Below are 23,796 nucleotides of genomic sequence, written 5' to 3' on the forward strand. Positions count from 1 at the left end.
ATGAGCAACGCCAGCGCCCTCAAGGCGCCTGTCCCGCATACGTCGCCGCCTGCCCGCGAGCAGGCCTTGCGCCCGGAGGTCAATCAGGCCCATGTGCGCTTCATCGGCCTGGGCAAGACCTACCCCGGCCAGGCGCAACCCGCCTTGCAGGGCATAGACCTGAACATCCGTCGCGGCGAGATCTTCGGCATCATTGGCCGCAGCGGCGCCGGCAAGTCATCCCTGCTGCGCACCATCAATCGCCTAGAGCAGCCCAGCCAGGGCCGGGTGCTGATCGACCAGACCGACATCGCCCCCTTTGACGAAGAGCGCCTGGTCGCCCTGCGCCGACGCATCGGCATGATCTTCCAACACTTCAACCTGATGTCGGCCAAGACCGTGTGGCAGAACGTCGAGTTGCCCTTGAAGGTCGCCGGCGTGCCCAAGGCCGAGCGCCAGCGCAAGGTCAGCGAGCTGCTGGAGCTGGTGGGCCTGGCGCACAAGCATCACGTGTACCCGGCGCAGCTGTCGGGTGGGCAGAAACAACGCGTCGGCATCGCCCGGGCGCTGGTGCATGACCCCGAAATCCTGCTGTGCGACGAGGCCACCTCGGCACTGGACCCTGAAACCACCGCTTCGATCCTCGATCTGCTGCGTGACATCAACCAGCGCCTGGGGCTCACCGTGGTGCTGATCACCCATGAAATGGCGGTGATCCGTGATATCTGCCACCGAGTCGTAGTGCTCGAGCGCGGCGAGATCGTCGAGCAGGGCGAGGTCTGGCGGGTATTCGGCTCTCCGCGCCACGAGGTGACCCGCACCTTGCTCGCGCCCTTGCAGGCCAGGCTGCCGGCTGCCCTGCAGGCCAATCTGCGCCCCAGCCCGACTGGCCCCGGGGATGCCGTGGTCCTGCGCCTGGACCTGCTGGGCGAACCGCAGCTGTCGGACGTGTTCGACGACTTGGGCGGGCGGATACGCCTGCTTCAAGGCGGCATCGAGACCATTGGTGCCCACGCCCTGGGGCAACTGGTGCTTTCCGTGCAGGGCTCGCCCCATAGCTCGCACCAATTGCTCGAGCGCGCAAAACGCTGGGCCGAGAACGCGGAGGTACTGGGTTATGTGGCTTGATCGTCTGCTCGAAGGGTTGCTCGATACGCTATTGATGGTGGGCGTGTCGTCGCTCATCGCGCTATTGATCGGTGTACCGATGGCGGTGCTGCTGGTCACCAGCGACAAAGGCGGGATCTTCGAAGCGCCTGTGCTGAACCGAACGCTGGGCGCGATCGTCAACCTGTTCCGCTCGATCCCGTTCCTGATCCTGATGGTCGCGCTGATTCCCTTCACCCGCCTTGTGGTCGGCACCACCTATGGCGTGTGGGCCGCCGTGGTCCCGCTGACCATCGCCGCCACGCCATTCTTCGCACGGATCGCCGAGGTGAGCCTGCGCGAAGTCGACCATGGTTTGGTCGAGGCGGCGCAGGCCATGGGGTGCCGACGCTGGCACATCGTCTGGCATGTGCTGCTGCCCGAGGCGCTGCCAGGCATCGTAGGCGGCTTCACCATCACCTTGGTGACCTTGATCAACTCCTCAGCCATGGCGGGCGCCATCGGGGCGGGAGGATTGGGCGATATCGCCTATCGCTATGGGTACCAGCGCTTCGACAGCCAGATCATGCTGACCGTTATCGCCATGCTGGTGGCGCTGGTGGCGGTGATTCAGCTGAGCGGGGACCGCCTGGCCAAGGGGTTGAACAAACGTTAGCTTGGGGGGCCGCCGCGCCCCATCGCAGGCTCCGCCAGCGCCTACAGGTCTGTGGGAAGTGCGAAGCCTGCAATGGGCTGCAACGCAGCCCCAAGCATCTCAGCTCCAGCGCAAGTCCACCGCCGGCAACGGCCGCCCGTACCAGTAGCCCTGCCCCAGGTCGCACTGCTGCTCGAGCAGGAAGCGCGCCTGCTCGGCCTGTTCGATCCCTTCGGCATGCACCTGCATGCCCATGCTCCTGGCCAGGGCGATGATCACCCGGACGATGGCAATGTCGTCTTCGTCGCACGGCAGGCCCGCCACGAAGCCCTGGTCGATCTTGAGCTTCTGCACCGGCAGGCGCTTGAGCCGCAGCAGCGAGGAATAACCCGTGCCGAAGTCATCGATGGCCAGGCTAAGCCCCAGCTCGCGCAGCCGATGCAACTGTTCAAGTGCCACTTCCGGGTCTTCCATCACCGCGCTCTCGGTGACCTCCAGCTCCAACAGGGCGGGATCCAGACCGGTATCGTGCAGCACCTCGGCCACCTGCAGGTACAGCTCGCGCTGACCGAACAGGCGGCTGGAGATGTTCACGGCGACGAACTGCAGACCACGCCCTTCGACCTGCCATTGCACCATCTGCCGGCACGATTGGCGCAGTACCCAGGCGTCGATTTCGGCGATCAACCCGGTGCTCTCGGCTATAGGGATGAACTCGCCCGGTGAGACCATCCCACGGGTGGGGTGCTCCCAACGCACCAGTGCCTCGACGCCCACCAACCGGTTGGTCAGCAAGTCGTGCACCGGCTGGTAGAACACCCGCAACTCCTGCTGTTCCAACGCTCGACGCAGATCGCCAGCGGTCTGCACACGTTGCTGGGCGTGGGCGGTCAGTTCTTCGGTGTACAAGGCATAGCAGGCGCGACCGTTGTTCTTGGCCTTGAACAGCGCCGCATCGGCGTTGCGCAGCAGTTGCGCGGCGCTCTGCGCATCGCTTGGGAAAAGGCTGATACCAACGCTCACGCTGATGAACAGGCGATGCCCCTCGAAGACGAACGGCTCGCGCAGGCGTTCAATGATGCCCTGGGCCAAAGTTGCAGCCTGGCCAACCTGTCGGCAGTTCTCGGCCAACACGCCGAATTCGTCCCCACCCAGGCGCGCCAGAGTCACGCCACTGCCCAGCAGCTCGCGCAGGCGCTCGCCCACCAGTTTGAGCAACTGGTCGCCCAAAGTATGGCCCAGGCCATCGTTGATGCTTTGAAAATGATCGAGGTCCAGCAGCAGCAACGCACACCCACGCTTGTTGGCCTGGGCGGACGCCAAGGCCTGCTCGGCGCGGTCGTTGAACAGCAGGCGGTTGGGCAGCCCGGTCAGCGGGTCGTGGTGCGCCAGGTAGGCGAGCTCCTGCTCGGTGTGCTTGATCGCACTGATGTCGCTGAACACCGCCACGTAATGGGTGAGCGCACCGGCATCGTCGCGAATGGCGCAGATCGTCTGCCACTGCGGGTAGATTTCGCCGCTCTTGCGGCGGTTCCAGATCTCTCCGCTCCACTCGCCCTTCTCGGCCAGGGAAGCGTAGATCTGCTGATAGAACGGCAAGCCATGGCGTCCGGACTTGAACTTGCTCGGACGCTGGCCGAGGACTTCGTCCTGGGCGTAGCCGGTGATACGCATGAAGGCGCGGTTGACGTGCACGATCAGACCATTGCTGTCGGTCACCAGCACCCCTTCCAGGGTGCTGTCGAACACCGCCGCGGCCATGCGCAGACGCTCGCGATCCTCGCTGCGCAGCTGTGCACCGATGCCGATGAAATTGAGCAGGCGGGCACGGGAGACGAAGATCAGCCCGGTGGTGAGCAGTATCCAGACGAACGCATTGACCTGCCGCGCGACCGCCAGCATCTCGGAATCATCGAAAAGCCCCTGCAACACCTGCTCGGACACCACCATCCAGAGCAACGAGAACACCAAGTACAGCGCGGCCATGCGCAAGGCGTCGCGAACGGAAACAGACATGTCGGGTGGATAAGCCCCTGAAAAATAATGGGGCATTATAAAGGCTGAAACATGCCGTGACTTCCTATCGGAAAGGGTGACTGGTTTTATTTCCTCACCCGGCGATAATGCCCGCGCGGTTCCCCTGTTTTTTCGAGGGTCTCTACACCTATGTGGTACTCCGGTTTTCTCGATCTGTCGGCCTGGCAACTGGTCGGCGTCACCCTGCTGATGACCCACGTGACCATCATCAGCGTCACCCTCTACCTGCATCGCTATTCCGCCCATCGCGCCCTGGAGCTCAACGCCGGGCTCAAACATTTCTTCCGCTTCTGGCTGTGGCTGACCACGGCGCAGAACACCCGTGAATGGACCGCCGTCCATCGCAAGCACCACGCCAAGTGCGAAACGCCGGACGACCCCCACAGCCCGGTCTACAAGGGCCTGGGCACCGTGTTGCGCAAGGGCGCCGAGCTCTATCGCGAAGAGGCACGCAACCCCGAGACACTGCGCATCTATGGCAAGAACTGCCCGGACGACTGGATCGAGCGCAACCTCTATTCGCGCTACAAGCTCGGCGGCGTGGCCATGATGGCGGTGATCGACCTGCTGCTGTTCGGCACCATCGGCATCACCATCTGGGCAGTACAAATGATGTGGATTCCCTTCTGGGCCGCGGGGGTGGTCAATGGCCTGGGCCATGCGCTGGGCTATCGCAACTTCGAGTGCCGGGACGCAGCTACCAACCTGGTGCCCTGGGGCATCGTGATCGGCGGCGAGGAGCTGCACAACAACCACCACACCTACCCCAACTCGGCCAAGCTCTCGGTCAAGCGCTGGGAGTTCGACATGGGCTGGATGTGGATTCGTCTGCTGTGCCTGCTGCGCCTGGCCAAGGTCCAGCGCGTGGCGCCGATCGCCCATCGGGTCGAGGGCAAGGCGCACCTGGACATGGACACTGCGATGGCGATCCTCAACAACCGCTTCCAGATCATGGCCCAGTACCGCAAGCTGGTCATCGCGCCACTGGTCAAGCAAGAACTGGATCGTGTCGACACCTCGGTGCGCCACCACTTCCGCCGTGCCAAGCGCCTGCTGTCGCGTGAAACGAGCCTGCTGCAGGACCGCCATCACGTGCGCATCGAGTCCATGCTCGCCCACAGCCAGTCGCTCAAGACCATCTATGAAAAACGCCTGGCCCTGCAACAGATCTGGGTGCGCACCAGCGCCAACGGCCACGACATGCTGGCCGCCATGAAGGACTGGGTCCACGAGGCCGAGGCCAGTGGCATCCAGGCGCTGCGCGACTTCGCAGACCAGCTGAAAACCTACTCCCTGCGCCCTTCCGGCGCCTGAGCACCGTTGATCGGCACGCCTCGCCTTGGGGCGTGCCGACCGGAACTTCACTCTCCTCCCCGACTCAAAACCGGCATATCGCCCGCGTGGCGGGCCGGATCGTGGCCGCACGCTTTCACGCCGAGAATCGCTTCGTGCTCATGGCCAAAGACCTCACCTCGACCCTCTTCGGCAATCCACCGCCGGAAGCTGCACAGACCCTGCTCGCCCTGCTCCATGCCCAGGGCGAAGTCGCCCGCCTGAGCGAACGCGAGCAGCTCTACAGTTCGCTGCTCGACAGCGTCAACGCTGTGCTGTGGGCGTTCGACTGGGAAACCCGCCGGGTGCTCTATGTCAGCCCCGCCTATGAGCGGATCTTCGGTCGCCCGGCCAGCCTGGTACTGGCCGATTACAACGCCTGGCGCGACAGCATCTACCCGGACGACCTGGAATACGCCGAGCGCAGCCTGGCGCAAGTGCTGGACACAGGTTCGGTGGAAGATCGCGAATACCGCATCATCAACGCCGCCGGCCAAGTGCGCTGGCTGAGCGACAAGTGCTACGTCAACCAGCAGCGCGACACCGACCAACGCGTGATCATCGTCGGCATCGCCGAGGACATCACCGAGAAGAAACAGCTCGAAGGCGAGCTGCAGCGCCTGGCCACCACCGATGTGCTGACCCAGAGCAGCAATCGCCGCCACTTCTTCGAGTGCGCCCGCCAGGCCCTGGAAACCGCCCGGGAGGAAGGCAAGCCCCTGGCTTTCCTGCTGCTGGACATCGATGACTTCAAACAGATCAACGACACCTATGGCCACCAGGAAGGTGACCAGGTGCTTCAGCGCATCGCCGACAGCGGCCGCGCCGTGCTACGCCGAGGCGATCTGTTCGGGCGGATCGGCGGCGAGGAGTTTGCTGCCGTGTTCCCAGGCTGCACCGCCCAGATCGCCGAACAGATCGCCGGACGGCTGCAACGGGAGATCCAGCACTTGAGCTTCAACCATGGCCAGCAAGTGTATGGCGTCACGGTCAGCCAAGGCGTGACCGAGCTCACCGATGCGGACGACCTGATCGACACCCTCTTCGCCCGCGCCGACGCCGCCATGTACCAGGCCAAGCGCCAGGGCAAGAACCAGATCGTGCGTGGCTGAGGCTCGGCGCGACCTCACTCCTGCCTGCGCAGCCGGCTCAGCTGCGCCATTCCTAGCTTGAGCAGGCGAGCCGTCTTGCCGCTGGCGACTTTCTCGAGGCCCTGTTCCTCGGGCAGGCGCGACAATTGCCCAGCCAGGTTCATGGCCAGGATTTCTCGCGAATAGACCCCACCGCCGAGCTGATAGATCGCGGCGATCAGCTCACGCAGGCTCAGCGGCAGGCGCCATCGCGTGCGCAGCGCCGAGCCAAAAGCGGCGCCAAATTCATTGAGCGACAGTTGTACCTGGTCCTCGTCCAACTCACCGCCCGCCAGGCACCACTCCTGCAGGCAACGCAGCACGGCCAGATCGCCCAGGCAATGCAGCAAGCCCGCGCAGTAGCAGCGTTCTTCATCGATTTCGAGCAGGCGCGCCAGGCTGCGGGCGTACTCTGCGGTGTGCAGCGAAAGGTCCCAGAAATGCGCCGCGTGCCGCGCCAGCAACGGGTCACTCAGGCGCGCACTGCGCTTGAGGGCCAGGCCCAGGATAAGGTTCATGCTTTGGGTGCTGCCGAGTTTGTTCAACGCTTGCAACAGGGTCTGCACCGGTACTTCGCTATGCAGGGCGGCACTGTTGGCAGCGGCAATCAGCACCGCCGTGATCTGCGGATCGTTGCGCACCTCTTCTTCCAGCGTCTTCAGGTTCAACCCTTGGGGGTTGAGCGCACGCTTGATTGCCACCTGCACATCGGCCAGCAGCGGCCCGCCATCGGCGCTGGCGCGGCGTTGTTCTAAGTAGGTCGGCAGCTTGATCCCCGGCTGCAAGGCCGGAGCCGGGCAGGCGACCTGCTCCCCCACCTCCAGCAGGAGTTTCTCCAAGCGTTTGCGCAGATTGTCGAGATCCAGAGGTTTACTCAGGTAAGCGGTGGGATGCAGCGGCAGCACCTCATGCACGCTGGCACTGTCGCTGCGCTCGCTCATGAGGATGAATGGCAAGGTAGCGGTTTGTTGCTTGGCACGCACGTTGCGCAGCAAGTCCAGGCCGTCGCCGCCGACCAACTCGCGGGCAGCGATGATCAGGTCGGGTTTGCTCGCCAGCGCGGCCAAAGCCTCCGGTCCATTGGCACAGACCTGCAAACGGGCATCACAGCGGACGCTGAGCAGCATGTCGCGGAGCATGTCGCGCACCCAAGGATCGCCTTCGGCAATCAGTACGCAAGGCGGGATGGGGTTGGCAGCGCTCATCGGCGGGCTCCTGGTAATCCTTGACACGCAATCCGTTGCAGCATCCTGGGCAAATCCTCGGACAACGATAGCGTCCCGTGCCTGGCTTGGGCATAAAAAAACCCGCCGAAGCGGGTTTTTTTTATGCATCGCGTCAGATTCAAGCCAGCTCAGCGAAGCACTCTTCGATGATTGCCAGGCCTTTGTCCAGCAGCGCGTCTTCGGCGGTCAGCGGAACCAGGATACGCAGGACGTTTCCGTAAGTACCGCAGGACAGCAGGATCAGACCCTTGTCACGTGCCTTGGCCACGACCTGGGCAACGGCAGCGGCGTTCGGGGTGTGGGTGCCTTTCTCGAAGACTTCCACAGCGATCATCGAGCCCAGGCCACGCACGTCACCGATGATCGGGTGCTTTTCCTGGATCTTGCGCAGGCCAGTGGTCAGACGCTCACCGACAGCCTTGCTGCGGTCCAGCAGTTTCTCTTCCTCGAACACCTTGATGACGGCCAGGGCCGCAGCGCAGGCGATCGGCGAACCGGCGTAGGTGCCGCCCAGGCCGCCCGGAGCGATGGCGTCCATGTACTCGGCCTTGCCGCACACACCGGCCAGCGGGAAGCCGCCAGCGATGGACTTGGCGAAGGTGGTCAGGTCAGGCGCGACGCCCATCTGTTCCATGGCGAAGAAGGTACCGGTACGGCCAGCGCCGGTCTGGACTTCGTCGGCGATCAGCAGGATGCCGTGCTGGTCGCACAGGGCGCGCAGGCGCTTCATCAGCTCTTTCGGTGCTGGCAGGAAGCCGCCTTCGCCTTGTACCGGCTCGAGGATGATGGCAGCGATGTCGCGTGGCTCGGCGTCGTTCTTGAAGATGCGCTCGACCGAGGCGATGGCGTCGTCAACGCTGATGCCGTGCAGTTCGCTCGGGAACAGGGCGCGGAAGATGCCGCCTGGCATCAGGCCCATGCCAGCGGAGTAAGGCACGACCTTGCCGGTCAGGCCCAGGGTCATCATGGTACGACCGTGGTAGCCGCCGGTGAAGGCGATCACGCCGGCACGGCCAGTGGCGGCACGGGCGATCTTCACGGCGTTCTCGACGGCCTCGGAACCGGTGGAGACCAGCAGGGTCTTCTTGGCGAAGTCGCCAGGGACCATGGCGTTGATCTTCTCGCACAGCTCTACGTAGGGCTCGTATGCCAGAACCTGGAAGCAGGTGTGGCTGACTTTGGTCAGCTGCTCTTGAACGGCGGCAACCACTTTCGGGTGCAGGTGGCCGGTGTTCAGTACTGCGATGCCGCCGGCGAAGTCGATCAGTTCGCGGCCTTCAACGTCGATCACGGTCGAGTTCTTCGCGGTGTCGACGAAGATCGGGTGGATCTGGCCAACGCCACGTGGGACGGCGTTGACACGGCGTTGCATCAAGGATTCGTTGGTCTTGCTCATAATGCCCTCATTCGCGCCGACGATAATGGCGCTGTTATTCGGGGGTGGCTGGGGTCGTTCACGATCAGCATGCGTTGATCGACTGTCGCGAACACCCTGGTCACCAGGTACTACGGTGTCAAAAAGGCCAGCGAGACGTCGCTCTCGCGCCCCGCTGGCAGAGGGAAATTCAGTACGTGATCAGATGCTGATGCACAGGTACTTGATCTCGAGGTAGTCCTCGATGCCGTACTTGGAACCTTCGCGGCCCAGGCCCGAGGCCTTGATGCCACCGAACGGTGCCACTTCGTTGGAGATCAGGCCGGTGTTGATACCCACCATGCCGTACTCCAGGGCCTCGGCGACACGGAACACACGGCTCATGTCACGGGCATAGAAGTACGAAGCCAGGCCGAACTCGGTGTCGTTGGACATGGCGATGACTTCGGCTTCGTCTTTGAAGCGGAACAGCGGCGCCAGCGGGCCGAAGGTTTCTTCCTTGGCCACGGCAGCGCTCTTCGGTACGTCGACCAGAATGGTCGGCTCGAAGAAGTTGCCTTCGATCAGCTTGCCGCCGGACAGCACCTTGGCGCCCTTGGAGACTGCGTCTTCGATGTGCTCTTGGACCTTGGCGACAGCCTTGCCGTCGATCAGCGGGCCAGTAGTGGTGCCTTCTTCCAGGCCGTTACCGATCTTCAGCTTGGCGACAGCGGCCTTGAGCTTCTCGGCGAACGCGTCGTAAACGCCGTCCTGAACGTAGATACGGTTGGCGCAGACGCAGGTCTGGCCGTTATTGCGGTACTTGGAGATGATCGCGCCCTCGACCGCCTTGTCCAGGTCGGCGTCGTCGAACACGATGAACGGCGCGTTGCCGCCCAGCTCCAGGGAGACTTTCTTGATGTCCTTGGCGCATTCTTCCATCAGCTGGCGACCGATTTCGGTCGAGCCGGTGAAGGACAGCTTGCGAACCAGGGCGTTGCCGGTCAGCTCGCCGCCGACTTCGCCAGCGCTGCCGGTGACCACGCTCAGCACGCCAGCCGGGATGCCGGCACGGTTGGCCAGCTCGATCAGGGCCAGGGCGGAGTATGGGGTCTGGGAAGCAGGCTTGAGGACCATGGTGCAGCCAGCGGCCAGGGCCGGGCCGGCTTTACGGGTGATCATCGCGGCCGGGAAGTTCCACGGAGTGATGGCGGCGGTGACACCGATCGGCTGCTTGATGACGATCAGGCGTTTGTCCGGCTGGTGGCCAGGAATCACGTCACCGTAGACACGTTTGCCTTCTTCGGCGAACCACTCGATGAACGAGGCAGCGTAGGCGATCTCGCCCTTGGCTTCGGCCAGTGGCTTGCCCTGCTCGGGGGTCATCAGGCGGGCCAGGTCGTCCTGGTTCTCGATCATCAGCTCGAACCAGCGACGCAGCTTGCCAGCACGCTCTTTGGCGGTCAGTGCGCGCCAGGCCGGCAGGGCCTTGTCGGCAGCTTCGATGGCGCGGCGGGTTTCGGCGGCGCCCATCTTCGGCACGGTACCGATGACTTCACCGGTAGCCGGGTTGGTCACCTTGATGGTCTGACCGTTGTCCGCGTCCAGCCACTCACCGTTGATGAAGGCTTGCTGGCGGAACAACTGAGCGTCTTTGAGCTGCATGTCGGATTCCCTTGAGAGCACCGTGCACGGACGGCGCTAATTATTGATTGTTGAAAGGCGCCCAAGGGCGCCATCAGGAATTCTTGCACCAGGGGTGTTCAACGCCTGGGCATCGAGCGTTTGAAATCTCAAACGGAATGCTAAGCGGGTGCTGGGGTGTTGGACAATAGGCTGTTCGAAAAAAAGAACGAACGGTTGAACACCGAGCCGGATTTCCGGATCGGTGCAGGGAAGAAGTTCAGGTTAGTCCAAAGGCCTGAAGGAGGGTCGATGGGAGGACCGACGGCCCTCCCGGCAGGATCAGAACGCGTTGTCGAGGTCGATCACCAGTGCGCGGTAGCCGACGCTACCCGGCTGGCGACTGTGCACTTTCAGTTCCACCAGGACCTCCTGGGTACCGCTGCGCACCTCGTTGAGCACCGAGGTGGTGAGTTTTTCCGGCGTGAGGAAACCCACCGACGCCGAGTAGATGAACTGGGTATCGGTTTCCGGACGGTAGGCCACCACCGAGGTGATCGGGCTGTACCACTCATCGCCTCGCTCCTTGCCGTAGGCCCAGACCTGCTCGACGGTGCCCTTGGCTTCGTCGATGCGGTACTCCACCGCACGGCTGTAGTTGCCCGACAGTTTGGTCGGCGCGAAGTCACGTCCCCAGCCGTTGTCGAACACGGTCAGCGTGCCGCGGCCGGTCAGCCAGGCCGTGTGCTGGGTCCAGGACCAGTCGAAGTCCTCGCCCGCCACAGGTTTGAGCACTTTGTCCTGCAGGCGTGCCGGCCATCCTTGCGGCGAGGCGAGGATCCACTTCACCGTTTTGTCGCGACCGATCTTCACCACGCCCTGATGGCGGGCAGAGATGATGATGCTGTCATCGGCCGGGTCGTAGTCGATAGCGTTGACATGGGCCCAGTTGCGTCCAGTGCCGACGCCCGGAGCATCGCCGAATGGCAGGTCGCCTTCGGCCAGCTCGTTGGCCAGGGTGCTGTCCTGGCGCGCCACGTCTGCGGGCAGCTGGATCGCCGCCTTGCCCAGGGTTTCGAGCAAGTCGCCGCGGTACGGGTCGAGGATCTGGTTGAGGTCCCAGAAGTCCAGCACATCGCCCGCCTCGTTCACTTCGATGATGTGGTCACGGATCGAACGCACGCGCTTGCCGTCCGGACGTCGATAATCGCTGGTGCCCACGCGCAACAGGTAGGTGCCGTTCACGGTTTCGCGGATCTCGTGGGAGAAGTCGGCGAACTTGTCCGGCAGGCTACGCTGCCAGATGCGCCGGCCCAGCAGGTCGTACTTGGAATAGGTTTGGCCTTGGCCCCAGATCAGCTTGCCGTCGCGGGTCTGCTGGAAGCCCATGGTCCCGCCCAGGCCGTCGCGGCGGTTGGAGTCGTGGATCTGTTCGATGTCCAGGTACCAGCGCACATCGCCATTGCTGTCGGCGATCCAGTTGTTGCCCACTTGGTCCCACTCGGCGGCGCCACCCAGGCCGTTCCACTTGAAGGCGCGCGCACCGGGGATATCCCCTTGCAGATGGTTGAACAGGTACAGGCGCTTCTCGAAGCCCGGCGACACCTTGACCGGCTCCACCTCAGGCAGGGCCGCAGTCTGCTTGGCCACTACCGGCAGACGCACGGCCGGGGCGTAGATCTCGAAACGCTCGCGGATGCGCTCACCGTCGAGCTTGTAGGTCACTTCCACCTGGTTGACGTAGTCCGGGTACAGGCCGAACACCGGGATCCCGCCGTAGGTCCACAGAGAGCGGTCAGACACCTCATAGGCGATGTCCACGCCGCGCTCGCCACGGCCCAGTACCCGAACGTGGACAGCACTGAGCGTGCGGCCACCGTCGCGGATGATCGCGGTCAGCGGCGCCAGGCGGTACGGGTTGACCACGACATCGCCAAGCAGGGCCTCGTCGTGATTCGGGACCTTGGCGGTAATGCAGGCGCCTTCGGGCAAGGCGGGCGTTTCGGTCTTGGCATTCATGGCAAAGCTCCTTTTCTCAGAAGTCGTAACGGGCGGTTGCGCCCACGGTGCGCGGGGTGCCGAGCACACCGGAATAGCCACCGTTGGCGGCGTTCCACAAGCTGGTGAAGTAGGTCTTGTCGCCGGCGTTCTTCACCCACAGCGACAGGTCGAGCACGCCGTCGCCCTGGTCCAGGCGCACGCCGGTAGAGAGGTTGACGATGGCGTAGCTGGGGATCTGGCCGTAGTCGGAATCGTCGATGGTGCCCACCGCGCGGGAGCGGAAGGCGTAGCTGGCGGTGACGTAGGGCTCGATGCGCTCGGCCAACTGCCACTTGTACTGGCCGTTGAGGTTGGCGATGTACTTGGAGGCGCCAACCACCTGATGGCCACTGAGGTCGCAGGTCGCGCCGGGGTTGGCCAGACCGACCTCCGGCGGGCACGGGGCGTCGTCGTACTCGGTGTAGCGCACATCGTTCCACGAGCCGTTGAAGTTGAGCGTAAGGCCGCGCACCGGCAGCGCCGTGGCCTCGAACTCCAGGCCACGGGAGCGGACATTGCCGGCGTTGGCCAGGTACTGCACGCGGTTGGCTTCGTCGTAGACGTTGGCCTGGTAGCCATGCACCTCGGCCCAGAACAGGTTGGCGTTGAGCTGCAGGCGGTTGTCCAGCAGCGTGCTCTTGACCCCCAGCTCGGCGTTGTTGACCCGCTCGGTGCCCACCAGCAACGAGTCGGTGCCCAGGCGCGGCGCCGCCCCCACGGTGAGGTTGATGCCGCCGAACTTCTCGCCATGGCTGAGGCTCGCATAGCCGAGCACCTGCTCGTTGAAGCGGTAGCTCAGGCTCAGCAGGCCGGAGGGGCTGAAGCTGTACTGGTTCAGATCGCCCGAGTCGTAGGCACCGGCCCGACCATTGCGCGCCGCAGCCGCACCGCCGGTGACCGCTGCGCCGCCGACAGGCGCATCCCGGGTGACCCAGGCGCTTTTTTCTTCATAAGTGCCGCGCACCCCGGCCGTGAAGTCCAGGCGGTCGGTCAGGTGCCAGGTGCCCTGAGCGAACAACGCATAGCTGTCAGTGTCGATGTGCCCGTCACCCAGGCTGGTGACGTTGGCCAGCGCGCCTGGGGGCGTGCCGTTCCAGATATCGGCTTGGGGGCCGTAGTAGAAGAATGATTGGTTATCCAAGTCCTGTTTGAAGTAATAGGCGCCCAGGACATAGTCGAAGAAGCCGCCGGTGGGCGATGCCAGGCGGATCTCCTGGGAGTACTGCTTGTCGCGCACCGACACCCCGACGTTGCGGTAGACCGGCACGTTCAGCCCATCGTCGTTGCGCGGGGTGAAGTCCCACCAGCGGTAAGCGGTGATGGAGGTCAGGGTGAAGTCGTTGGGCAAGGTCCAGTTGGCCTCCACCGAAGTGCCGCCCTGGAACACCGTCACTTGCTGGTCGGCGTCGAAGTTGACCTTGCGATCTTTGCCCGACACCAGGGTAGCGCCGGCCTGGGCCGCCAGGCTTTCGTAGCGATTGACACCGTTGATGGTCGGGCCGGTGCTGTAGAGCGCCAATACGCCGTTGTCGGAGTCCTCTTCGTTGTACTCACCGATCCAGCGCACGTTGAAGGTCTCGCTCGGCTCGAACAGCAACTGGGTCCGAAAACCCTGACGCTTGCCGCCGTTGAGGTCGTGGCCGTTGTAGACGTTCTTCACGTAGCCGTCGTCCTCGGTGTGGTAGGCGCTGATGCGCCCGGCCAGGGTTTCGCTGATCGGCCCGGAGAAACTGCCCTGGGTCTGCCAGTAACCATCCTCGCCCAGGGACGACTGGACGCTGCCTTCGCGGTGGAACGTCGGTTTGCGGGTCGTAATGTTGAGCACCCCGGCGGTTGTGTTCTTGCCGAACAGCGTGCCTTGCGGGCCGCGCAGCACTTCGAGCTGCTCGACATCCAGCAGGTCGAACACGGCCATGCCAGGGCGACCCAGGTAGACGTTGTCCAGGTAGATACCCACGCTGCCTTCGAGGCCATCGCTGGCCGGGTTGTTGCCCAGGCCGCGGATCGAGATGCTCGACTGGCGGGCATGGACATAGGCGACGTTGGTGCTGGGTACCAGCTGTTGCAGATCCTGCACACGGTAAATGCGCTGGGTCTCCAGGGTCTCGCTGTCGAGCACACTGATCGGCGTGGGGACGCTCTGGGCGCTTTCCTCGCGGCGCCGAGCATTGACCGTGACAGTGCCGAGGGTGGCTTGCTGCTCGGGCACAGGCGTGGCAACGACGGTTTCTTCGGCAAGGCTAGGCAGGCTGGTGCCGGCGACAGCCAGTAGCACGCCTGCGGCCAAGGGTTGCAAGGTGAACAGCGACGCGCACGCCGGCCATCGGGGAAGTCGGGACATGCAAATGCTCCTTGAGGCATGGGCCCTGGGGCGAGCATTTCCGTTGGCGGAACCGAATCGCGGACAGTCGGGCTATATTCTTTTAAGAGATATAAATATTTTTAATTCATATTTTGTGGAATAAGTAACTCCCTTTATAAGGTTCGTAACCCTTGTCAGCAATTGCATTTCACCGAAAGTTTTCATGTAGAAAATGCATATAGACCTCCGTCAGCTTCGTCACTTCATCGCCTTGGTCGATCACCGCAGCTTCGTCGCTGCGGCGGCTGCGGTGAACCTGTCGCAATCGGCCTTCAGCCGGAGCATCCAGACGCTCGAGCACAACGTCGGCTGCCGCCTGGTCGATCGCGCCAGCAAGGATTTGTCCCCTACCCGGCAAGGCCTGCTGGTGCTGGAGCACTCGCGCCGCCTGGTGCATGGAGCCCATCACCTGGCCAATGAAATCAACCAGTTCAATGGCGCCACCACGGGTGTCGTGCGGTTCGGCTCCGGACCGGCACCGGCAGGCGGGCTAGTGCCGCGAGCGGTGGCGCGTTTCGTGGCCGAGTACCCCGCCGCGCGTACGTGCTTTCAGGTGGATAACTGGCAGGCACTGAACCGCCGGCTGATTGCCGAGGAGATCGAGTTTTTCGTTGCCGACACCCGCCAGTTCGAAGCCGATCCGGACTACCAGGTACACAAGCTCAAGCCCCAGCGCTGGCACTTCTGCTGCCGTGCCGGGCACCCCTTGAGCGAACGCGCCGAGGTCCGTGCGCGTGATCTGTTCGACTATCCGCTGGCCACGACCTTCCGCCCGCCGAACATCCGCAAGGTGCTCAGCGACCTCAGCGGCCGCCAGGATTTCTTGCCCAGCGTGGAGTGTGAACACGGCTATGCGCTGCTCAACGTGGTGCAGCATTCGGACACCATCGGCATTGCCTGCAATGCCAATCTGCGCCCCTATCAACGAGAAGGCGGGTTGGTAGCGCTCACGCTCGCCGACCTTGCGCCGGAGCATGAAGAGGCGTTCTACACCCGCTATGGCGTGGTGAGCCGCGTGGGGTATGGACTGTCGGCGTTGGCCCAGGGATTGGTGAGGCAGTTGATTGCCTGTGACAGCGAGTCATGACCGGGCAGCGTGGTGCCATTGCACCGCGCCGCCTGCTTCTCGGCTGAACCCGCCCCCACAAGGATCACCGCCCCCTGTAGGAGCGGGTTTATCCGCGAATAGCGCCAGCGCAAGCAGTCCACGAAGTTGTCTCTTCGATTCCGCGACGACGGCACAGGCCTGCAATAGATCAGCCCTTGCGAAGGGTCCGGCTCTGCTGTCCGTCCACACCCACCGGCACCTCCCCGCCCAGGGTCACCCGACGTACGATGCGCGGCTGGGTGCCGTAGTCGTCCACCGCGTAATGCTGGGTCGCGCGGTTGTCCCAGATGGCCACGTCACCGGCCTGCCAGCGCCAGCGAACGGTATTTTCCAGGCGCGTCACATGCCCTTGCAGCAGATTGAACAGGTGCGCCGAGTCCGCCTGTGAATAACCCTTGATGCGCTTGACGAAATGCCCCAGCTGCAAGGCCCGCTCACCACTGATCGGATGCACCCGCACCACCGGATGTTCGGTCTCGTACACCGTGGAAGTGAACACCTGGCGATAGCGCTCAAGCTTGGCCGGGTCCACATCGGGCTTGGTACCGGCATAGTCGTATTCGTTGCTGTGCACCGCCCAGAGCTTGTCGGCAAGCTCGCGCAGCGGCTCGGGCAGGCTTTGGTAAGCCGCTGCGGTGTTGGCCCAGACAGTGTCGCCACCAAAGGCCGGCGCCACCACACTGCGCAAGATAGAAGCCTTGGGGTAGGCTTCGATGAAGGTCACATCGGTGTGCCAGGAATTGGCCCGTTGACCTTCGGCACCATCGAGCTGCAGCAGGTAGTTCGTGCCGTCGACCACCGGCACGGTGGGATGGGCGATCGGCTCGCCAAGACGTTTGGCGAAAGCCTCCTGGCTCTGGTCGTCCAACTGCGTCTGGTTGCGGAAGAAAATCACCTTGTATTGGACCAGAGCCGCCTGAATGGCGTCGATGGTGGCGGCGTCCAAGTCGGCGGACAATGTCACGCCGCGAATCTCGGCGCCGATGCGCCCGGCGATCGGATGGATGTCGAGTGCAGCGGTGTGTGGCGCGCGGGCCAGTGCGGCATTGCTCATGGTCATGTCCTTGCGATGGGGATGGATAGGGGTTTCAGCGGGCGGCCTGGACGGCTTGGTCCTGCTGTAGGGCGGCATCGAGAAAACGCGGTTCGATCCAGTCGCTCACCTGGAAGCCACGGCGGATCAAACGCTCCTTGGCAGCCAGGTCCACACCCTGCTGCAGCAGGCCGACAAATTCGGCGTCCAGGCGTGGGTCGAAGTAATGGGCGAGGTTCTCCTGGGCCAGGTCGCCTTCGAGGATCACCCGGGGGTAGTTGGCGGTGCTGGCGATCAGGTCCACATAAGCCTTGCGGTTGTTCTCATCGCGCAGCCACTTCACCGCCTTCTGTTGGGCCGTGATCAGGCGCGCCACCAGGTCCGGGTGCTGGTCGATGAAGGCCCCGGTGCCCAGCAGCACCGCCTGGGTACTGCCCGCACCCTTGAGATCGCGGGAGTTCACCGGTAGCTCCACCAACCCCCGTTCGCGCAGGGACAACAGGGTCGACAGGCCCCAAGTGGCGTCGATCTGCTTGGCCGCGATGGCAGCATTGGCGGCGTTGAAATCCAGGTTGATGATCTTCAGGTCACGCTCGGACAGCCCTTGGCTGGCCAGGGCGCTGGCGAACGACAGCTGGTTGGCGGTACCGCGGAACACAGCCACGCGCTTGCCTTTGAGATCCTGCAGGCTGTGGATGCCAGAGCCTGGAACCACGGCCAGATAGCTCTTCACCCCGCGCACCCCGGCAGACAGTACCCGGGTGTCGAGGCCGTTGGCTTTGCCGATAATCGCGGCCAGGTCGCCCAGGTAGGCAAAATCGGCCTGGCCATTGGCCAAGGCTTCGTTGATCACCGGCCCCGCGCCTTTGAAAAAGCGCCAGTCGATGTGGATGCCGTCCTTGGCAAACTCTTGTTCCAGCAATTGCTGGCTGCGCAGCACATCCACCACCCCGCCTGCGCTGGGCTGGCTGCCGGCACTGAGGTCCGGCACGGCAATGCGGATGCTTTGGGGCGTGTCCGCCTGGGCCGCTTGGGCGCTCAGCACGCTGGCCCCCAGCAGGCCAGCCAACAGCGGCGAGGCGAACGCACTGAACAAACGTCGGAATGGGGTTTTCATGACCAGGCTCCTTGGCAGGCTGCCACCGGCGATGGCCGGCGCTTTGGCCAGAAGCTAGTCCGGGCGAGTTAGAACTCACAAAGACCAAAACTTCATTTTTTAGTAACCAAAAGTCATAACCCAAGCGTCACGGGCGCTGCCGGACGGCTTGCGGAAAACGCATGGAAAATATGAGGAAAACGCAACGGTGCAGGGCTTTCGTGGCGTCTTGAAGACATGTTCTTATCCCTTGATGAACGTACTTATGAATTTTTAATTCCATAAGCGCATAACCAAGGAATGATTCAAGAGGTGCCTGGATGAGCGAGGTTTTGAGCAAGCGTGGACAAGGCCTTCTGGGGCCGCTGCGCACCCCTTTCGCGACACAGGGCCGCTTGCAGGAACCTCTGCTGCCATGGTTGGTGCCATTGGGGGTGGCGGCGCTATGGGTCATCGCCAGCCATTGGCACTGGATGAGCGAGCAGATCCTGCCAGCCCCGTCGGTGGTCTGGCAGAGCGCGCTGGAATTCGGCTCCGGTGAGCTCTGGAGCCACCTGTGGATAAGCCTGCAACGCCTGCTGCTGGGCCTGCTCGCCGGCATCGCCAGTGGCCTGTTGCTGGGCACCTGGCTGGGCGCCTCGTGCAGGGCTCAGGCCTGGGTATTGCCGACCTTCGTGGCCTTGGCACAGATTCCCACGCTGGCATGGATCCCACTGTTCATGCTGTTCTTCGGTATCGGTGAAATGCTCAAGCTGGTGGTGCTGATCAAGGCGGTGATCGTGCCGGTGGCCCTACATACCTTGGTCGGCGTGCGCGATGCCCAGCCCAAACTGCGCGAAGCCGCCGCTGCTCTACGTTTGCCGACGCACCTGCTGTTCCTGCGCCTTCTGCTGCCTGCCGCCCTGCCGGCCTTCCTCGCCGGTGTACGCCTAGCCCTGGCCACGGGCTGGACCTCGCTGCTGGCCGTGGAACTGCTGGCCTCCAGCGAAGGGATCGGCTACCTGATGGTCTGGGGCCGGCAGCTGTTCATGCTTGATCTGGTGTTCCTGTGCATCCTGGTGATCGGCTTGGTCGGCGCCTTCATGGACCGCGGTTTCTCGGCACTGGAGCGGCGCCTGCTGTACTGGCCGCAGCCGGCTACCGGTGAGCAACAACGCAGCGCCCACGCATCCGCCTGGCAAGGTCTGTTGCTGCCGGTCGCGCTGCTGGCGTTGTGGCAGGCCGCCAACAGCTTCGGCTGGGTCGACGGCAACATTCTCACTTCACCCTGGGAAGTCCTGCGCAGCCTGCTGGCGGGGCTGGCGGACGGCTCACTGCCCGAGGCCCTTTACCTGAGCCTGCAGCGCACCCTTGTCGGGCTGTTGTTTGGCGGCGGCGCGGGTTTTGCGCTGGGTGTCCTGCTCGGCCTGTCGCAACCGGCCGAGCGCCTGCTCGGACCAAGCCTGTCGGCGCTGCGCCAAGTGGCGCTGTTCGCCTGGGTGCCGCTGCTCACGGCTTGGTTCGGCCTGGGTGAAGAGGCCAAGGCCGTGTTCGTGGGCCTGGCGGCGTTCTTTCCGCTGTTCATCGCCACCCAGCGCGGCATCGCCAGCCTCTCGCCGCAATTGGGCGAGGCGGCTCGCGTCTTGCGCCTGAGCCTGCCACGACGCCTGCGTCTGCTGGTGCTACCCGGGGCGGCGCCGGCGATTTTCGCCGGGCTGCGCCTGTCGCTGATCTACGCCTGGCTGGGCACCATCGGCGCCGAATACTTCATGCCCTCCGATGGCGGTATCGCCAGCCTGATGCTCGGCGCGCAGCAACTGTTTCGCATGGACCAGGTCATGGCGGCCATGGTCTTGATCGGCCTGGTCGGCGCCCTGCTGGGCACCCTTGGACAACGCCTCGAATCGCGCGCCACGCGCTGGAGAACCGCATGAACGCTTTCAACACCTCGGCCCTGCACGCGGCCAATCAACCCGACACCACGCCGCCGCTGGTCAGCTTCGACGGCGTCGGCAAAGTCTTCAGGGTCGATGGTCAGCCGTTCGAGGCCATCCGTAATTTCAACCTGGCGATCAACGAGGGCGAGTTCATCGCCATCGTCGGCGCCTCCGGCTGCGGCAAGTCCACCCTGCTGCGCCTGCTGGTGGGGCTGGACACCGACTACAGCGGCAGCATCCGCGTCGATGGACAGCCGGTCAGCGGCATCGGTGGCGAACGCGGCATCGTATTCCAGGAGCACCGGCTGTTTCCGTGGCTGACGGTGCAGCAGAACATCGCCCTGGGCCTGGTCAACGAGCCGCTCACCCAAGGTGAGCGGGCACGTCGGGTCCATGAGTTCGTGCAACTGGTGGGGCTGGCAGGGTTCGAGTCGGCCTACCCGCACCAGCTCTCCGGCGGCATGGCCCAACGCGTGGCAATCGCCCGCGGACTGGTCGCCAGCCCACGCATCCTGCTGCTGGATGAACCCTTCGGCGCCCTCGATGCCCTGACCCGCCAGCAATTGCAGGACGAGCTGCTGGCGATTCGCGAGCGCTCAGGCATCACCACTTTGCTGGTCACCCATGATGCCGAGGAGGCGACGTACCTGGCTGACCGGGTAGTGGTGCTGGAGCCGCGACCGGGGCGGATCAAGTCAGTGGTGGATATCGACCTGCCGCATCCGCGCCAGCGCACCGGCGTGGCGCTGCACCATCTGCGCGAGAAGGTGTTGCATCAGATCACAGGCGATGGCGGTTATCTGAAACCAGCGGCAGCGCGGGTGGAAGGGCTACGGCCGGAATTGATCGCGCTGTGAGTCACGGCGTGTTCGCGGGTGAACCCGTTACAGCGCCCGCACGGACCAAGTGGGAGCGGGTTATCCGCGAACGCGCCGGCAGCCTCATCCTAGGTCCCGCAGGTATGCCCAAGGGAAGATCCCGCGCTCATGCCCATCGCTGAACACCAGCTGCACCCCATACCCCTGCACCTCGATCCGCTCTACACGCACATCCTCACGCACCACGGCGATGCCACCGCGCAACTTCGCCGCGCGGCATTGCGAGCAGGGGCAGGCGCCGCGCAGGCGGGCATGGCTGACGATCTGCAACGCATCGGGCCAGTGCACGGCCAATTCGCCTCGCCCGCGCAGGTTGCGCAGCGACTGGGGCGCGTTCATCACGCCGCCCCTTGCAGTTGCGCCAGGGCAATGCGCACGGCCTTGCGCACCTCGGGGTCGCCATCGGCCTCGGCGGCCTGCAGCGCTGGCAACGCCCGGGCCTGGCCCAGCTCACCCAAGGCCAGCGCGGCCTCCTTGCGCAGGTTGGCGATGGTATGCCCGAGCAGTCGGGCCAGGGCATCCAACGCCTCGCCATGCCGCAAGCGGCCCAACGCCCGTGCTGCACGCAGGCGCACCTGCCAGTAGCTGTCGTCCAAGGCCGCGATCAATGCAGGCCCGGCATCGCCCAATCCGACCTTGCCCAGCGTGGTGGCAGCTTCTTCGCGTACTTGCCAGGCCTCGTCCCTTAGCGCTGCGACCAATGCCGGCAGCACGCGGGTATCGCGGGCCAGGCCCAGAGCGCCGATGACAGCGCGGCGCACCTCGGTGTCTGTCTCCTCCCCGGCCAGCCGCGCCAGCGCCGGCAAGGCGGGCGCATGCTTGAGCCAGCCGAGGATGCCCACGGCCTCCCGACGCACCGAAGCGTCGGCGTCATCGAGGGCCAGCAGCGCAGGGCCGGCAGCGTCCTCCAGGCGCAGTTCGCGCAATGCCCGCAAGGCACTGGCGCGAACGAACGCGTCGGCATGACTGGCCCACGGCAGGATGAGCGCGCCCGCCTTCAGGGACTTGAGTTCGCTCAGGCTCTGGGCCGCCGCCAGGCGCACCGGCTCGGCGGCATCGGCCAAGGCGGCGCACAATGCCTGCACCACTTCGGGCGCTTCCCAGGCCTCCAGCAGGCGCGCGGCTTCGGCGCGAACCTCGATATGCGGATCGACCAGCAGGGCATCGGTCAGCCAGGGTAGGCCGTCCGGGTCTTCCAGGTCGGCCAGTTCGATCAGGGCGATACGCCGCACGCCAGCATCGGCATCGGCCAGGCGTGGCAGCAGCGGGAGGATGTCAGGGTTATCAGTGATTCGTTCGGTCATAGGGCTATCCGCAGCGGTGGATGATCGGTGCCGGGCAGGCCCAGCGGGGTCAGGCGCGGCAGTTCGCGGCCTTCTTCGTGGCGCAGCAGCGCCAGGCAATGGCGCTTGAGATGGGTGAATTCGGGGCTGGTCAAAAGGCTTGCGCGACGTGGCCGCGGGAAGCTCAGTGGCAGGTCCTCGATGAAGCGTCCGGGTCGCGGGCTCATCACCAGGATGCGATCGGCGAGGAACAGCGCCTCGTCGATGTCATGGGTGACGAACACCACGGTGGTGCGAATGCCGCTCCAGACCTCCAGCAACAGCTCTTGCATGCGCGAGCGGGTCTGGGCATCGAGCGCGCCGAAGGGTTCGTCCATCAACAGCAGATGTGGGCGGTTGATCAGCACGCGGGCGATTTCGGCGCGTTGCTGCATGCCGCCGGAAAGCTGGCTCGGCCAGCGCTCGGCGAAGTCGGCGAGCCCCACCCGTTGCAACATGTCCTGGGCGCGGCGCTGGCGCTCGACCTTGCCCACGCCGTGCATCTTCAGGCCGAAGGCGACGTTGTCGAGCACGCTGCGCCAGGGCAGCAAGGTGTGGTGCTGGAACACCATGCCGCGCTGGGGCGAAGGGCCTTCGACTGCCTGGCCATCGACCTCGAGCCGCCCGGCGCTGGGCGCCAGGTGGCCGGCCAAGGCGCCGAGCAGGGTTGATTTGCCACAGCCCGAAGGCCCGAGGATGCACACGAACTCGCCTGGAGCGGCAGCAAAGTCCAGTGTTTGCACCGCCTCGAAGGCATCGCGCCCCTGGCCCAGGCGGATCGACACGCCACGCGCCTCGATGCGTCCGGCCTGCGGCGCCTGTCGATAGTTGTTCATCAGGCTGCCCTCCGCGCGCGGTACCAGGGGGTGGCCAGCGCGCCCAGGCGCTTGACCAGGGTGCTGCTGCCCATGCCCAGCACGCCGATCAACAGCATGCCGACGATGATGTCCGGGTAGTTCTGCAGGGTGTAGGACTCCCAGGTGTAATAGCCGATGCCGAACTGTCCGGAGATCATCTCGGCGGTGACCAGGCAAAACCACGACGTGCCCATGCCGATGGCCAGCCCGGTGACGATGCTCGGCAGCGCGCCCGGCAATACCACCTCACGCAGGATCGCGCCGCGTCCTGCGCCTAGACTGCGCGCCGAGGCCACCAGGCGCGGGTCGACCGCCTCTGCGCCGTGCACGGTATTGAGCAGGATGGGAAAGAGCGCGCCGGTGAAGGTGATGAACACCATCGACAGCTCAGACGACGGAAACATCAGGATCGCCAGCGGAATCCAGGCCACCGCCGGAATCGGCCGCAGCACTTCCAGCGGTGGCAACAGGGTGTCCTCGGCCCACGTCGAGCGACCGATCAACAGCCCTAGCGCGACACCCAACACTGCGGCGGCCAGATAACCGGCGAATACCCGCGCCAGGCTGCTGGACACATGCGCCAGCAAGGCGCTCGATGCCAACAGCTGCCAGGCGGCCTCGAGCACGGCACTCGGCGTGGGCACATAGGTGAACGTGAACAGGCCAAGGTCCAGCTTATGGCTGGCCGCCACCTGCCAGAAAAGCAGGCAGGCCAGCAAGGACGCCAGGCGCAGCGGCCAACGCGTGAGGTCGCGGGTCATG

General features: G+C 64.4%; 19 protein-coding genes. 7 read left to right on the forward strand and 12 right to left on the reverse strand.

Annotated elements, in window-relative coordinates; genetic code table 11:
• Together HMPREF3173_RS07165 and HMPREF3173_RS07170 are read left to right on the forward strand one after the other, a co-directional pair.
• Nucleotides 1-1,107: a methionine ABC transporter ATP-binding protein gene (locus HMPREF3173_RS07165; protein ID WP_070572035.1), complete on the forward strand. Its 1,107-nt coding sequence runs from the start codon at nucleotides 1-3 to the stop codon at nucleotides 1,105-1,107.
• Complete coding sequence (locus HMPREF3173_RS07170) at nucleotides 1,097-1,741, forward strand: methionine ABC transporter permease (RefSeq protein ID WP_070572036.1); 645 nt, start codon at nucleotides 1,097-1,099, stop codon at nucleotides 1,739-1,741. Before HMPREF3173_RS07165 ends, HMPREF3173_RS07170 begins: the two co-directional genes overlap by 11 nt.
• A 99-nt stretch (nucleotides 1,742-1,840) precedes the next feature.
• Here HMPREF3173_RS07170 and dibA read toward each other — a convergent pair whose 3' ends face one another.
• Nucleotides 1,841-3,736: a phosphodiesterase DibA gene (gene dibA / locus HMPREF3173_RS07175; RefSeq protein WP_070572037.1), complete on the reverse strand. Its 1,896-nt coding sequence runs from the start codon at nucleotides 3,734-3,736 to the stop codon at nucleotides 1,841-1,843.
• A gap of 150 nt (nucleotides 3,737-3,886) precedes the next feature.
• Between dibA and desA the strand changes: the two genes are divergently transcribed.
• Together desA and HMPREF3173_RS07185 are read left to right on the forward strand one after the other, a co-directional pair.
• A complete protein-coding gene (gene desA / locus HMPREF3173_RS07180) occupies nucleotides 3,887-5,071 on the forward strand; it encodes a delta-9 fatty acid desaturase DesA (protein ID WP_070572038.1) in 1,185 nt (394 codons plus the stop codon).
• 98 nt (nucleotides 5,072-5,169) lie between these two features.
• Nucleotides 5,170-6,201, forward strand: coding sequence for a GGDEF domain-containing protein (locus HMPREF3173_RS07185; RefSeq protein WP_070572272.1), 1,032 nt, complete (start codon nucleotides 5,170-5,172; stop codon nucleotides 6,199-6,201).
• 14 nt (nucleotides 6,202-6,215) lie between these two features.
• On the opposite strand, the gene HMPREF3173_RS07190 is transcribed toward HMPREF3173_RS07185, so the two are convergent.
• From HMPREF3173_RS07190 to HMPREF3173_RS07210, 5 genes are all read right to left on the reverse strand, one after another.
• Nucleotides 6,216-7,424, reverse strand: a complete 1,209-nt coding sequence (locus tag HMPREF3173_RS07190) for a response regulator (RefSeq protein ID WP_070572039.1) — start codon at nucleotides 7,422-7,424, stop codon at nucleotides 6,216-6,218.
• Between the two features lie 139 nt (nucleotides 7,425-7,563).
• A complete protein-coding gene (gabT, locus tag HMPREF3173_RS07195) occupies nucleotides 7,564-8,841 on the reverse strand; it encodes a 4-aminobutyrate--2-oxoglutarate transaminase (protein ID WP_043208247.1) in 1,278 nt (425 codons plus the stop codon).
• A 180-nt stretch (nucleotides 8,842-9,021) separates the two neighbouring features.
• Nucleotides 9,022-10,464, reverse strand: coding sequence for an NADP-dependent succinate-semialdehyde dehydrogenase (gene gabD / locus HMPREF3173_RS07200; protein ID WP_070572040.1), 1,443 nt, complete (start codon nucleotides 10,462-10,464; stop codon nucleotides 9,022-9,024).
• A gap of 300 nt (nucleotides 10,465-10,764) precedes the next feature.
• The gene (locus HMPREF3173_RS07205) at nucleotides 10,765-12,441 is read right to left on the reverse strand and encodes an aryl-sulfate sulfotransferase (protein ID WP_070572041.1); all 1,677 of its coding nucleotides are present in this window, start codon (nucleotides 12,439-12,441) and stop codon (nucleotides 10,765-10,767) included.
• Between the two features lie 16 nt (nucleotides 12,442-12,457).
• The gene (locus tag HMPREF3173_RS07210) at nucleotides 12,458-14,803 is read right to left on the reverse strand and encodes a TonB-dependent receptor (RefSeq protein ID WP_070572042.1); all 2,346 of its coding nucleotides are present in this window, start codon (nucleotides 14,801-14,803) and stop codon (nucleotides 12,458-12,460) included.
• Nucleotides 14,804-14,996: 193 nt separating this feature from the next.
• Here HMPREF3173_RS07210 and HMPREF3173_RS07215 point away from each other — a divergent pair, with 193 nt between their 5' ends.
• Nucleotides 14,997-15,911 (forward strand): LysR family transcriptional regulator, encoded by a 915-nt coding sequence (locus tag HMPREF3173_RS07215; RefSeq protein ID WP_070572043.1) that lies wholly within the window; start codon nucleotides 14,997-14,999, stop codon nucleotides 15,909-15,911.
• Nucleotides 15,912-16,080: 169 nt separating this feature from the next.
• Here the strand turns inward: HMPREF3173_RS07215 and HMPREF3173_RS07220 are convergent, their stop codons facing one another.
• Nucleotides 16,081-16,986, reverse strand: coding sequence for a TauD/TfdA dioxygenase family protein (locus HMPREF3173_RS07220; protein WP_070572044.1), 906 nt, complete (start codon nucleotides 16,984-16,986; stop codon nucleotides 16,081-16,083).
• A 34-nt stretch (nucleotides 16,987-17,020) separates the two neighbouring features.
• A complete protein-coding gene (locus HMPREF3173_RS07225; RefSeq protein WP_070572045.1) occupies nucleotides 17,021-18,082 on the reverse strand; it encodes an ABC transporter substrate-binding protein in 1,062 nt (353 codons plus the stop codon).
• Between the two features lie 299 nt (nucleotides 18,083-18,381).
• Between HMPREF3173_RS07225 and HMPREF3173_RS07230 the strand changes: the two genes are divergently transcribed.
• Together HMPREF3173_RS07230 and HMPREF3173_RS07235 are read left to right on the forward strand one after the other, a co-directional pair.
• The gene (locus HMPREF3173_RS07230) at nucleotides 18,382-19,974 is read left to right on the forward strand and encodes an ABC transporter permease (RefSeq protein ID WP_083299951.1); all 1,593 of its coding nucleotides are present in this window, start codon (nucleotides 18,382-18,384) and stop codon (nucleotides 19,972-19,974) included.
• Nucleotides 19,971-20,834 carry an ABC transporter ATP-binding protein gene (locus HMPREF3173_RS07235; RefSeq protein ID WP_070572046.1) on the forward strand — a complete coding sequence of 288 codons (864 nt, stop codon included), beginning with the start codon at nucleotides 19,971-19,973 and terminating at the stop codon, nucleotides 20,832-20,834. Before HMPREF3173_RS07230 ends, HMPREF3173_RS07235 begins: the two co-directional genes overlap by 4 nt.
• 84 nt (nucleotides 20,835-20,918) lie before the next feature.
• Here the strand turns inward: HMPREF3173_RS07235 and HMPREF3173_RS07240 are convergent, their stop codons facing one another.
• Genes HMPREF3173_RS07240 through HMPREF3173_RS07255 form a run of 4 tightly spaced genes read right to left on the reverse strand, consistent with a single transcriptional unit; the run spans nucleotide 20,919 to nucleotide 23,795 of the window.
• On the reverse strand, nucleotides 20,919-21,194 hold the full coding sequence (locus tag HMPREF3173_RS07240; protein ID WP_070572047.1) for a DUF971 domain-containing protein: 276 nt from the start codon (nucleotides 21,192-21,194) through the stop codon (nucleotides 20,919-20,921).
• Nucleotides 21,194-22,159, reverse strand: a complete 966-nt coding sequence (locus tag HMPREF3173_RS07245) for a HEAT repeat domain-containing protein (RefSeq protein ID WP_070572048.1) — start codon at nucleotides 22,157-22,159, stop codon at nucleotides 21,194-21,196. The genes HMPREF3173_RS07240 and HMPREF3173_RS07245 overlap by 1 nt, the downstream gene beginning before the upstream one ends.
• Complete coding sequence (locus HMPREF3173_RS07250; protein WP_070572049.1) at nucleotides 22,156-23,013, reverse strand: ABC transporter ATP-binding protein; 858 nt, start codon at nucleotides 23,011-23,013, stop codon at nucleotides 22,156-22,158. Before HMPREF3173_RS07250 ends, HMPREF3173_RS07245 begins: the two co-directional genes overlap by 4 nt.
• A complete protein-coding gene (locus tag HMPREF3173_RS07255) occupies nucleotides 23,013-23,795 on the reverse strand; it encodes an ABC transporter permease (RefSeq protein ID WP_070572050.1) in 783 nt (260 codons plus the stop codon). Before HMPREF3173_RS07255 ends, HMPREF3173_RS07250 begins: the two co-directional genes overlap by 1 nt.
• Between the last annotated feature and the right edge of the window lies 1 nt (nucleotide 23,796).

The organism is Pseudomonas sp. HMSC08G10 (assembly GCF_001808425.1).
GTDB lineage: Bacteria > Pseudomonadota > Gammaproteobacteria > Pseudomonadales > Pseudomonadaceae > Aquipseudomonas > Aquipseudomonas guariconensis.